Origin of the sequence: Trinickia sp. (assembly GCF_051961175.1) — a bacterium.
In the GTDB taxonomy this organism is placed as follows: Bacteria; Pseudomonadota; Gammaproteobacteria; order Burkholderiales; family Burkholderiaceae; genus Trinickia.
Window position 1 is genome coordinate 1 of the sequence record NZ_JBQCDN010000025.1, and the last position, 12326, is coordinate 12326.

8 protein-coding genes and 2 pseudogenes are annotated in these 12326 nt (G+C 62.9%); 3 read left to right on the forward strand and 7 right to left on the reverse strand.

What is annotated here, in order from left to right:
* Window positions 1-104: 104 nt before the first annotated feature.
* The 4 genes from ACTHL0_RS01535 to ACTHL0_RS01550 form a co-directional block, all read right to left on the reverse strand.
* A complete protein-coding gene (locus ACTHL0_RS01535; RefSeq protein WP_440564815.1) occupies window positions 105-1940 on the reverse strand; it encodes a M61 family metallopeptidase in 1836 nt (611 codons plus the stop codon).
* A gap of 54 nt (window positions 1941-1994) precedes the next feature.
* Window positions 1995-2723 carry a DsbC family protein gene (locus ACTHL0_RS01540; protein WP_440564816.1) on the reverse strand — a complete coding sequence of 243 codons (729 nt, stop codon included), beginning with the start codon at window positions 2721-2723 and terminating at the stop codon, window positions 1995-1997.
* 135 nt (window positions 2724-2858) lie between these two features.
* Entirely contained in the window at window positions 2859-4031 is a 1173-nt protein-coding gene (locus ACTHL0_RS01545) for a UbiH/UbiF family hydroxylase (protein ID WP_440564817.1), read from the reverse strand.
* A 219-nt stretch (window positions 4032-4250) separates the two neighbouring features.
* Complete coding sequence (locus ACTHL0_RS01550) at window positions 4251-5696, reverse strand: sensor domain-containing diguanylate cyclase (protein WP_440564822.1); 1446 nt, start codon at window positions 5694-5696, stop codon at window positions 4251-4253.
* A 558-nt stretch (window positions 5697-6254) separates the two neighbouring features.
* Here ACTHL0_RS01550 and ychF point away from each other — a divergent pair.
* Window positions 6255-7349: pseudogene (gene ychF, locus ACTHL0_RS01555) on the forward strand (redox-regulated ATPase YchF).
* Window positions 7350-7563: 214 nt separating this feature from the next.
* Here ychF and ACTHL0_RS01560 read toward each other — a convergent pair.
* Window positions 7564-7989, reverse strand: coding sequence for a lysozyme inhibitor LprI family protein (locus ACTHL0_RS01560; protein ID WP_440564818.1), 426 nt, complete (start codon window positions 7987-7989; stop codon window positions 7564-7566).
* Window positions 7986-8162 (reverse strand): annotated as a pseudogene (locus ACTHL0_RS01565) (lysozyme); the annotation flags it as partial. The pseudogene ACTHL0_RS01565 and the gene ACTHL0_RS01560, both read right to left, overlap by 4 nt.
* Window positions 8163-8530: 368 nt before the next feature.
* On the opposite strand from ACTHL0_RS01565, the gene ACTHL0_RS01570 reads away from it, so the two are divergent.
* Together ACTHL0_RS01570 and ettA are read left to right on the forward strand one after the other, a co-directional pair.
* Window positions 8531-10012 (forward strand): hypothetical protein, encoded by a 1482-nt coding sequence (locus ACTHL0_RS01570; RefSeq protein ID WP_440564819.1) that lies wholly within the window; start codon window positions 8531-8533, stop codon window positions 10010-10012.
* A gap of 198 nt (window positions 10013-10210) precedes the next feature.
* On the forward strand, window positions 10211-11878 hold the full coding sequence (ettA, locus tag ACTHL0_RS01575; protein WP_440564820.1) for an energy-dependent translational throttle protein EttA: 1668 nt from the start codon (window positions 10211-10213) through the stop codon (window positions 11876-11878).
* A gap of 222 nt (window positions 11879-12100) precedes the next feature.
* On the opposite strand, the gene ACTHL0_RS01580 is transcribed toward ettA, so the two are convergent.
* On the reverse strand, window positions 12101-12326 hold a 226-nt coding region (locus tag ACTHL0_RS01580; protein ID WP_440564821.1), incomplete at its 5' end, for an HAD-IA family hydrolase.

Consider the following 12326-nt stretch of genomic DNA (forward strand, 5'->3'; position numbering starts at 1 on the left):
CCTTGAACTCGGCCTTGAACTCGGCCTTGAACTCGGCCCTGAACTCGGCCCTGAACTCGGCCCTGAACTCGGCCCTGAACTCGGCCCTGAACTCGGCCCTGAACTCAGCCCTGCAGCCAGCGCTCCCGCGCACGCCTTGCCGGCGCGCCACGCTTGGCTTCGACCGCGATGAGTTTGTAGCGTGTCACTTCGGGGCCATCGAGCTTGACGCGCACCACGCGCAGTTCGTCCCGTCGGAACGCGTGGACTTCGACGGCCGCCCCCGGCAGATAGCGGGAGAGCAGCGTGTCGAGATTCGAGCCGGTCACGCGCAAGCCGTCCACGGCGATCAACACATCGCCAGCCGATAATCCTGCCTTTTGCGCGGCGCTGCCGTCGTGGACGGCCGCCAGCACGCATTCGGCACCGCCCCGCACCCGCGCGCCGAGCGAGGGCTTCCCGTCGCGCTTCGCATCGGCCGCCCCCTGCCCGTTCTTGCCGTTGCCCGGTTGCGGCTCCAGCGCAATCGCAAACGGCTCGAACAGCGCCTCGAGCGGCAAATCGCGCGTGCCGTGCACGGCGTCAGAAAACAGCGGCCCCAATTCGACGCCCGTCGCCTCGGCGATCAGCGCCTCGACTTCGTCCTCCCCCACACCGGCCATCTTGCCGTTGTAAAACTGCCGGCCATACCGCTGCCAAAGCAGCCGCATGACGTCGTCGAGCGATTTCCGATGCTCGGTGCGCGCGCGAATCGCGAGGTCGAACGCCAATGCAACGAGCGATCCCTTCTGGTAGTAGCTGACGATCGCGTTCGGCGAGTTCTCATCCTGCCGGTAATACTTGACCCACGCGTCGAACGAACTTTCCGCGACGCTTTGCTTCAGGCGCCCGCTGCAACGCAGCACGCCGCCAACCGTCTTGCCGAGTAGCGCGTAGTAATCCGCTTCACTGATCGCGCCGCTGCGCACGAGCATCAGGTCGTCGTAATAGGAGGTGAACCCTTCGAAAAGCCACAGCAGCGACGTGTAGTTCTCGCGCGAGAGATCGTAAGGCGCGAACGCGGCAGGCTTGATGCGCTTGACGTTCCACGTATGGAAGTATTCGTGGCTGCACAGGCCGAGATACGTGCGGTAACCCTCGGACATTTCCGGGCGGCCCTGCACGGGTAAATCGCTGCGGTTGCAAATCAAGGCGGTCGATGCGCGGTGCTCGAGCCCGCCGTAGCCATCGCTGACGGCTTGCGTCATGAACACATAGCGTTCAACGGGCGCTTTTTTTGTGCGCGGCTCGAACAGGGCGATTTGCGCTTCGCAGATACGCTTCAAATCCGCCGCGAGCCGGTCGATGTCGACGCGCACCGTACGCCCTGCGATGACGATGTCATGCGGCACGCCGTGCGCCTTGAACGTCGCCAGTTCGAATCGGCCAAGCGTGACCGGGTGATCGACGAGTTCATCATAGTCCTGCGCCCGGTATTCACCGAAACCATAGCGTTTCGTGCCGCGCGCTTCGGGCAGCGCCGTCGCCACGCGCCAATCCGCATAGGCGGCGCCCGCCGGCTTTTGAATATCGACGACGCAAGCGGCTTGCTCCCTGCCGGCCGGCAGCAAGAACACGCTCGTCCCGTTAAAAAAGCCGACCGTATCGTCCAGGTGCGCCGCGCGCACCGACATATCCCACGCGTAGACCTCGTAACGCAATATCAGCGTGCCGCCTTTGACGGGCGCGGCTTGCCAGGTCTGCTTGTCGGTCTTCTCGATCTTCACCGTGCGGCCGGCCTCGTTGAACGCGCTGAGCGTCACGATGTTGCGCGCGAACTCTCGCACCATGTAGCTGCCCGGAATCCACGTCGGCAGCGTGAACCGTTGGCCGGCCGGATCGGGATCGGCCAACGTGAGCGTGACTTCGAACAGATGAGCGGCAGGATGCTTGGGAACGATCGCGTAGCGGGTGGGATTCATCAGGTGGCGCGCAGTCTCGGGATTGGACGTCGATAGGGGAATGAGCCGATGCGGTTAGTGCGTGCTCGCGAGCGCTTCGTTGAGCTCGTTTGCCGAGACGGCGCCCGGCAGCCGGCGTCCGTCGGACAGGATGATCGTCGGGGTTCCGGTCACGTTCAAGCCGTGCCCGAGCGCAAGGTTCTTGTCCAGTACCGACGTGTCGCAATTCGAAGCGGCGCCAGCGGGCGGCTGATGGTTCACCATCCACGCTTCCCAGGTTTTCGCGCGATCGGCTGCGCACCAGATCGCCTTGGACTTGGTTACCGAATCCGGCGACAGCACGGGATACAGGAACGTATAGACCGTGATGTTATCGATCGATTTCAGCGTCGTCTCGAGCTGCTTGCAATACGGGCAGTTCGGATCGGAGAAGACGACGATGCGGCGGCTGCCGTTGCCTTTGACGACCTTGACCGCGCGATCGAGCGGCAAACTGGCGAAGTCCACCTTGTTGAGGTCCGCCAGATGCGCCTCGGTCAAATTGCTGCGCGTCTTGGTATCGACGAGATCGCCCGCGATCACGTAATCGCCCGTGGCATCGGTGTAGAGCAGTTGCGAGCCCAGATTCACTTCATACAGGCCCGAGATCGGCGCCTTCGAAATGCTCTTGATCTGGATTTCGGGCAGGCGCGCTTGCAGCGTCGACTTCAGCTTGTCGGTGGTCTGATCGGCATGGGCCGTGCAGCCGAGCGCGACAGCGGCGGTGAGCGCCGCGGCAGCCGCGATTCGCAGGGCTTTGTGCATGATGATGTCCTCGAGGTTCGGTTCAGACGCCGCACGCGGAAAGGGCATGCGGATCAGTCAGTCGGGTTGTCGGTTTGCCGTGTCCGGTTGCCGCCCAAAGCGGCTGCGAGCGTGCCGCAGCACGCCCGCCATGCGTCATCCGAGTGCAGCCGAGACAAGCCAGCGCTTCAGCAGCGGTTGCGCGCCGACGAGCGCCATCCCCGCGTTGCGCACCGACCGCGCGAGCATGCCCGGCACGGAGAACAGCCGCTGCAGGCCATCGGTCGCGAGCGTCAAGGCGCCGATATCCTCACGGCGCGCCCGCTCGTAACGGCGCAACAGCACGGGATCGCCCAGATCGCGGAAAGGCTCTTTCTTCGAGATGACATCGGCCAGCGCGGCGACGTCGCGCAGCCCCAGATTCATCCCCTGCCCGGCAAGCGGATGAATCAGGTGGGCCGCATCGCCGACGAGCGCGACACGCGGCGCGATCAGCCGATCGACCGATTGCCGCGCCAGCGGAAACCCGTGCGCTGGGCCGACGCACTCGAGCGCGCCCAGGCGGCTGTGCGTGATCTTCTCGACGGCGGCCTCCAGCTGCGCCGGTGCGAGCGCCAGCAGTTCGCGCGCATGCTCGGTCGTGGCGGACCAGACGAGCGACACGTGCGAATCGGGCAACGGCAGCAACGCGACGATTTCGCCATCGACAAACCATTGACAGGCCGTCTCGCCGTGCGGTTTTTCCGCCTTGAAATTCGCCACGACGCCCGTTTGCCGGTAATCGCGCCGCGTGACGTGCGCGCCGATCTGCGCCCGCACCCATGAATGCGCACCGTCCGCCCCCACCACGAGATCGGCCTCGATGACCTGGCCATTCGCGAGCGCGAGACACGCCGCATCGGGCTTCACGTCGATGCCTTGAGCACGCGTATCGAGCCAGGAGACCTGCGGCTGAAACCGCAGCGCGGCATCGAGCGCATGTTCGATCAGCGATGACTCGGCGATCCAGGCCAGCTGCGGCACGGCGGCTTGGAAGGCCGAGAAATGCAATTCGGCGAGCGCGTCCCCGAATACGCGCATGTCGTAGACGGGCGCGAGCCGATCGTGGTCGAGCGCTTGCCAGATGCGCAGCCGCTCGAGCAGCGCCTGAGAGCTGGCGGATAGCGCGTAAATGCGGGCGTCGAAAGGCACGTCGGCCGGACGCGGGGCAGCCGGCTGCGCGACAAGCGCGACGCGCAGCCCTGCTTGAGCAAGGGCAAGCGCGGCGCTTTTGCCAACGAGGCCGCCGCCGACGACGGCAACGTGAAACGTCTGATGATGGGCGGTCATAGCGGCAATTATAGCTGCGCGCTGCGGCGCACCACCGTGGGAAACGCCTCATTGGCACCGGGCGCGGGGCAGGCGCGACGATGTGTCATCGCCCTGTCCCATATGCCGGGCCCGTCGCCTTCCCGTCGGGATGCCCCGTGTCGATCGGAGTGCCGGATGCTGTCCGCTGTCTCGGCGACCGACACGCGCGCCGCGCCGCTCACCGAACCGCCATCGAACTCACGGACGCGGCCCGGCAGCCGCCGCGACGGCCACATCCGCATCGCCTGCCGCCACCTTGTTGCGCCCGGTTGCTTTGGCGGCGTACAGCGCGCGGTCGGCCGCGCGAACCACTTCCGTGACGTCGCCGTCGGCGTCGGATGTCCAGGCGGCCGCTCCGATGCTCGCCGTCACGTGGCCGTATTCGCTCGCGGCGTGCTCGATGCCGAGTTCGCTGATGGCCGTCCGGATGGTTTCGGCAATTGCAATCGCGCCTTGCGGTGGGGTGTCGGGCAACACGACGAGGAATTCTTCGCCGCCGTAGCGGGCGGCGCTGTCGGCCGGCCGGCGCAGGTTCTCGCCGATGCATTTGGCCACGGCGGCAAGCGCGTCGTCGCCGGCTTGATGCCCGTAGTAGTCGTTGTAAGCCTTGAAACGGTCGACGTCGACGAAAAGCAGCGAAAACACACTGCGGGTGCGTCGCGCCCGGCGCCACTCCAGATCGAGGATTTCGCCGAGCGTGCGCCGGTTGTTCAGGCCGGTGAGCCCGTCGATGCGCGCGAGCAGCGCCAATTCGGTTTCGGCCCGCATGCGGCCGCGCAGCTGCGTGGCCAGCAGGGCCGCCAGCGCGACGAAGGCCAACGCGAACGTCGCCATCAGCGAGCCGATGACCCAGGCGCGCCGCGTCCATTCAGCGTAGATGTCCGGCTGCGCCTCCGCCACCATGATGATGAGCGGCAAGCCGTTCAGGTGCTTGAAGTAGTACAGCCGGCGCACGCCGTCGATTGTCGAGGTATCGGTGAAACTTCCCTCGGACGCCGCCTGGAACTTCCGGAATGTACTCGCGCCGCTGATGTTGCGGCCCACGACTTTCGGATCGTAGGGCTGGCGCATGACCATGACGCCGTCTGTACCGATGAGCGCAATCGAGCCGTGGCGGCCGAGTTGCAGCCCGGAGAACAGTTTGTGGAAATAGTCGAGCTGGACCGCGACCAACGTGATCCCCTCGAACGAGCCGTCAGGCCCGGAGATCCGGCGGCTCAGCGCGATGCTGGGCGAGCCGGCGCGCAGCCTTGAAAAGTAAGGATCGCTAACGAACAGTCCGAAGTTCGGGTTGTCGCGCTGAACGGTGAAATATTTCCGGTCGCTGAAATTCAGATTGGGCGGCGTATCGGAGAGCGAATCGAGCACGACTTGCCCGGTTGCATCGAGGACGAGTATGGAGCCGAGATAGCTCGCCTGTGCCGCGCGATCGAATAGGGCCGCGCCCCGGAGACGCGGGGGAAGTGCCATCGCCTCGGGGTCGTGCACCCCATCGATGACCGCCTGCAGCGATAGCGCGTAGAGCTCGAAGTTCCGCTCGATGTCGCGCTCGGCCATGAGCGCGATGTTGCGTGAGGTTTCCGTTGCACGGGCCAGCGCATCCGCACGCGACTGGAAGACCACGACGCCACAGAGTCCGACCATGAAACAAGCGATGACGAGCGCGCCGACAATGATCGCGGGCGGCGTCAGCAGGTTGAACCGTATGCGCCGCCAGGACAGGCCGCGGGGGTTAGATTGCGCAGTCGGGGGCGCGTTGCGAATTCCTTGCATGCCGGTCCGGTGATCGAAAGACGACGGTCGATGCGTCTACGCGCACCGCAGCGAAGTTTAGCATCGGTGCGGCCGCGCACGGTCGGCTCGTACGGCCGCCGAAGTTTCGCCACAGAACCGCGTCACCAGCAGCAAACCGATCGCATCGAGCCAATCATCTCTCGCCCCAGGCTCATCGGCGCCTCTCCCTTGCGTTGCACGAATTCATGGCTCTGCCAATCCCGGCCCCCGGTCAATCCCGGCGGCCGAAAGCGTTACAATTGCCACTTTTCGAGTACAAAACAAGGACAAAATCATGGGCCAAGCGCCCGGATTCGTCCCGTTTGGCTCGTCCCCTGAATTCACTCTGCGGATGTTCCGTTCCGGTATCGAGCAACCGGCCAGGGATGCACAGAACAGCCGCAAACCGTTGATCCAAAAAGGTTTTCCATGAGCCTCAAATGCGGCATCGTCGGCCTGCCGAACGTCGGTAAGTCCACCCTGTTCAATGCGTTGACGAAGGCGGGCATCGCCGCCGAGAACTATCCGTTCTGCACGATCGAGCCGAACGTCGGTGTCGTTGAAGTGCCCGACATGCGGCTTAATGCGCTCTCCGACATCGTCAAGCCCGAGCGCATCGTCCCGGCCGTCGTCGAATTCGTCGATATCGCTGGCCTCGTGGCCGGCGCCAGCAAGGGCGAAGGCTTGGGCAACCAGTTCCTCGCGAACATCCGCGAAACCGACGCAATCACGCACGTCGTGCGTTGCTTCGAAGACGAAAACGTCATCCACGTCGCAGGCAAGGTCGATCCGCTGTCGGACATCGAAGTCATCAACACCGAACTGGCGCTCGCCGATTTGGGAACCGTTGAGAAATCGCTGACGCGCTATGCGAAGGCCGCTAAGTCCGGCAACGACAAGGAAGCTGTCAAGCTCGCCGCGGTGCTTGAAAAAGCGCGCGTGCAGCTCGACGCCGCCAAGCCGATTCGCGCGCTCGATCTGACGGACGAAGAAGAGGCGCTGCTCAAGCCGTTCTGCCTGATTACGGCCAAGCCGACGATGTACGTGGCCAACGTCAAGGACGACGGGTTCGAAAACAATCCGCATCTGGACGCGGTGCGCAAGTACGCCGAAGCCGAAAAGTCGCCCGTGGTCGCCGTGTGCGCGGCGATCGAAGCGGAAATTGCCGATCTCGCCGACGAAGACAAGGAAGTATTCCTGGCCGATATGGGCATGGAAGAGCCGGGCTTGAATCGCGTGATCCGCGCCGGTTTCAAGTTTCTCGGTTTGCAGACATATTTCACGGCCGGCGTGAAGTAAGTGCGCGCGTGGACCATTCATATCGGCGACACGGCACCGCAAGCGGCCGGCGTGATTCACACCGATTTCGAACGCGGCTTCATTCGCGCGCAGACGATCTCGTTCGACGATTTCGTGGCCTACAAGGGCGAGCAAGGCGCTAAGGAAGCCGGCAAGATGCGCGCCGAAGGCAAGGAATACGTCGTGCACGACGGCGACGTGATGAACTTCTTGTTCAACGTCTGAGGGAACGCGACGTGGCCAATGGGCCAGCGTTTGGCCCTTTCCTGGCGTTGCTTGCGAGCGATCCAGGAAACGCTGCCCTCGTTGACGCCGGAGTTCGTTCAACCAGGGCGAGCGCTCCCGCAGCACGTGCAATTCGACCTCGATGCGCCGCGGTCCCCGGGCGATGAATGACGGAAATAGCCCCGCTTTGGCGGGGCCTATTTGCATCACACCTTCACGATGATCCGCGCTTAGCCGTCGCCGATAGCTTTCTCGTCATCTTCTTCGCCGCCGCGGTCGCGCAGATCGCCTGCGCCGCTGGCCGCATCGAGCCGTCGCCCCACTCCTTGCGCGACGACTTTTCGCACGAAGCATCGCGCGCCTCTTTCCAACTCGCTATACGCGCTTCAAGGGCTGCCTTGCGCTCCGGGTGTCGACTCTCCTGTTGCTCAACTACGTGCTGTAGCTCGCGCTCCGCGACGATTCGGTCGCGCCACGCGCAGAAATTCATACTCGTTTGATTCGAGTCGCAATTGGCCAGCAAAGCATCGACTTCACTCGCGGGCAAGCCACTACGAGCGGAAATTTCATCCGCCGGCGTCGGGCCTGCAAACGCGTGGGCCGTTGCTAGTACGAGGAACCCAAGAACGAAGCGCTTCACGGGCGACCATCCTGGCGGCGGAACGGTGCTGACTCCAACTGGCGACGGTTCACAAGCCCGTTGGAACGCACAGGACGCAAGCGGCGACCATTTGCGTCGCGCGGGTGGATATAAACTCGGCGAGTCATATGCGATACCACGCTCGTATCGTTGTTCTGGTTCGCGGCCTGAATTGACCCCATTGGAGCTGCTACCCCCTCTCGATTAAACGAGTTACCCACAGAATATCCATGAAAATCAGTGCTATGATTGCGACGCACTTAGAGCAAGATTGCGAATCATGGTAGCGGTCCGGCATATAAATGCAAATTGCATCGAAGCGCACACGTTTTTGTAGCGATGTGATGATGGGCTTGCACGGGGAAAGCAAATGCACGACAGCTACGCAGGTTGCAAAAAAACAGATAACCCTCTCGCGCTTTATATCCCGCCGATCAGACGCGCAGCGATCATGACGGTTTTCTTATAAAAGACCACCTGGCATGCCTGCATTTTTGCATTGACGTTTCGGCCTTTTTTCGCGCACAGGAAGGGGACCTTCGTGAACGATAACCAGCTGGTGTTCTTCTATTTGCAGCGCTTGGAGGCAGCAGGCGGCAACCCGAAGCCGGCCCTCTTGGCGAAGGTTTCGGAGCCATCAATCACCGTGCGTTGTATTGGCGCCAAAGGAGCGCGGATATACGAGACGGCGGTGGCGAACATCTTCTTCCAGTCGAATGGAGAGGCCGCGACGATCTTCATGATCGGAGTACCGACCGAATGGGAACTGGGACTCATGATCGCGAACAAGATCCAGGAGGTTTACTACCTCGACGACGGCGGCGCCATTCAACGGATCGATCTCTCCGACACGCTAAAAAGTGGAATCTTTCCGCCACCCGTATCCGCAGGACCGCTCGGCGCAGTGCCGGCGGATGCACGAAATGATGCTTTGGATGGTTGGAAAGCCGCCTTTGTCGCAGCGCGACCGGTGAAACAGCTACACGACGCGGCGACGAAAAAGTTCGAAAATTTTGCCAAATCCGTCAAGGAATACGGCCCAAAAATACGCAGAGCCGATCCGCTGGATACGAGCGCGCTGCCGTTCTACGAGGGTGTCCCCACCGTCGCAGGAAACCGCAATTCGGTCACGCACCGCGACGCAATCCTGATGAAACTTGCATTTGCGCTCGTAGGCGAGACGTGGTCGAGCACGACAGCCCCACGCATGCGCGGCGACCGATTGCCCATCGGCAACAATATCGGCGCAATCCTTACCGACGCCAGCAGCAACATCATCGCGTGGAGTGTCAATGTTGCGGGGGGTGACAATGGCCCCACGTGCCACGCAGAATGTGCATTGGTGCGCGCGGTGATACAGAAGGAAGGGGCGGTGCCCAGTGGTTACCGGCTCTATACGTCGCTGGAGCCGTGCTATATGTGCGGCGGGATTCTCTCGACGTTCTGCTCGAAGTGGTCGATTTTCTATGGGCAGTCCGACGCGACGATCAAAAACAATGCGCTCAGACGCAGCGGCCGGCAAACGCAGGTCAGGGCAACTTCCGCGATGGCGATCGAGGCGCTGTATACGACCGGCAAGAGCGGCGGTCCGTGGGGAGCCGGCGAAACGCTGAAATTCCTACGCGACGAGGATTCGCGCAAGGCATTCAAAAAACTGGCTCTGGTACCGGACAGGCTGCTCCAAGGCTTTACGGACCTCACGATACGGACGAACGTTCCAGTTCATGCTGCTTCGAACAACAGGATGGGGCAGTTGATGGCACACGTGGACTTGTCGCAAGCGCAATTGTCGACAATCGCGACGCCGGTGCAGTCCCGCTCCCGCGTCGCAGCGCTCGACCTGGCCGTCCCGCGAGTTGCGCCCCCCGGTACGCTCCCCTGGCAAGTTGCGCCCCCCGCTCGCCGCACCTATGTCACGACGGGCGCAGGCGTCAGCGAGGAACTGGCTCTTGTCGACAGCTGCGTGACACTGCTAAAAAACCTGACGGCTCGTTCGCTGATCGCACTCCCGCCGCCATCGTGATACGCGCTCGCGCGCAACGGCGCGTCGGCAATCCGGACCGTAACGCTTACACGTCGATCACGACCCGCCGCATCCGCATCCTCGCTCATTGCTAAAATACCGCGTCGCCAGCGGTAACACGCTTCCTCGTTCCGCCCTCATTCACCCGCACGCCGCCTTGCTCGACAAGGCGGCGGCTCGTTTCGTGCACTCACACACATGGCCCAATACGTCTTCACCATGAACCGGGTCGGCAAAATCGTGCCGCCCAAGCGTCAGATCCTGAAGGATATTTCGCTGTCCTTCTTCCCCGGCGCCAAGATCGGCGTGCTCGGCCTGAACGGTTCGGGCAAGTCCACGCTGATTCGCATCATGGCCGGCGTCGATCGCGACATCGAAGGCGAAGCCACGCCGATGCCGAACCTGAACATCGGCTATCTGCCGCAAGAGCCGCAGCTCGATCCTGAAAAAACCGTGCGCGAAGCGGTCGAGGAAGGTCTCGGCGATGTCTTCCAAGCGCAAAAGAAGCTCGATGAAATCTACGCGGCCTATGCCGAGCCCGATGCCGATTTCGATGCACTGGCCGCGGAGCAAGCGAAATACGAAGCGATCCTTGCCGCCAGCGATGGCGGCAGCCCCGAACAGCAACTCGAAGTGGCCGCCGACGCGCTGCGTCTGCCGGCCTGGGACGCGAAGATCGCCCATCTGTCAGGTGGCGAAAAGCGTCGCGTCGCCCTGTGCAAGCTGCTGCTCGAAAAGCCCGACATGCTGCTGCTCGACGAACCGACCAACCACCTCGACGCCGAATCCGTCGAATGGCTCGAACAGTTTCTGACGCGCTTCCCCGGCACCGTCGTCGCGGTCACCCACGATCGCTACTTCCTCGACAACGCGGCCGAATGGATTCTCGAACTCGACCGCGGCCACGGCATCCCCTGGAAAGGCAACTACAGCAGCTGGCTCGATCAAAAGGAAGACCGCCTGAAGCAAGAAGAAGCGTCCGAATCGGCACGCCAAAAGGCGATCAAGAAAGAGCTCGAATGGGTCCGCCAAAACCCGAAGGGACGCCAAGCCAAATCGAAGGCGCGTATCGCCCGCTTCGAGGAACTCTCGAGCCAGGATTACCAAAAGCGCAATGAGACGCAGGAAATCTTCATTCCGGTCGGCGATCGGCTCGGCAATGAAGTCGTCGAATTCAAGAACGTCAGCAAAGCCTACGGCGATCGCCTGCTCATCGACAATCTGAGCTTCAAGGTACCGCCCGGCGCAATCGTCGGCATCATCGGCCCGAACGGCGCCGGTAAGTCGACGCTGTTCCGCATGCTGACAGGCCGCGAGACGCCCGATTCCGGCGAAATCGTCATGGGGCCGACGGTCAAGCTCGCCTATGTCGATCAAAGCCGCGACGCGCTCGATGGCAGCAAGACGGTGTTCGAGGAAATCTCGGGCGGCGCCGACGTGCTGACGGTGGGCAAGTACGAAACGCCGTCGCGCGCCTACATCGGCCGCTTCAACTTCAAGGGGGGCGACCAGCAAAAGAACGTCGGCAACCTCTCGGGCGGCGAGCGCGGCCGCCTGCATCTGGCCAAGACGCTGATCGCCGGCGGCAACATGCTGCTGCTGGACGAGCCGTCGAACGACCTCGACGTCGAAACGCTGCGCGCGCTCGAAGACGCCCTGCTCGAATTCGCGGGCTCGGTGATGGTGATCTCGCACGATCGCTGGTTCCTCGACCGTATCGCTACGCACATCCTGGCGTTCGAGGGCGACTCGCAAGCCGTATTCTTCGACGGCAACTACCAGGAGTACGAGGCCGACAAGCGCAAGCGGCTCGGCGAAGAAGGCGCGAAGCCGAAGCGCCTGCGCTACAAGCCGATCACACGCTGATCGGCGAGTCGTGCGCCGCGGCCTGCCGAACCGTTCGGCTTGCCGCGCAGGAGCACGCGTCGCCACGAATGGAAAAGCGCCCTGCGGGGCGCTTTTCTTTTCTTTGTCCTTGCCACCGAGTGCGCCAAGGCGCCGGTTCACGCTCATCCGAGACGTGCGAACGCGCCTTGGCGGCAGCAGTGCAACAAGCGACGGCGCGCAATCAACAGCGCGACTACCTGATCATGCGCCGAACACCACGCCCAGTTCGCGCAGCCTCGCTTCGGTCGCCGCGGCGCTCGTATGGTGAATGCCGTGCCACCCCGCGCGAGCCGCCGCGTGGGCGTTGTGCAGGTTGTCGTCGATGAAGACGATCTCTCCCGGCGCGATGCCAGGCAGATGACGGTCGATACGAGAGAACATCTCCGCATAGATCCGCGGATCGGGCTTCACGAGCTTCACGCGGCCC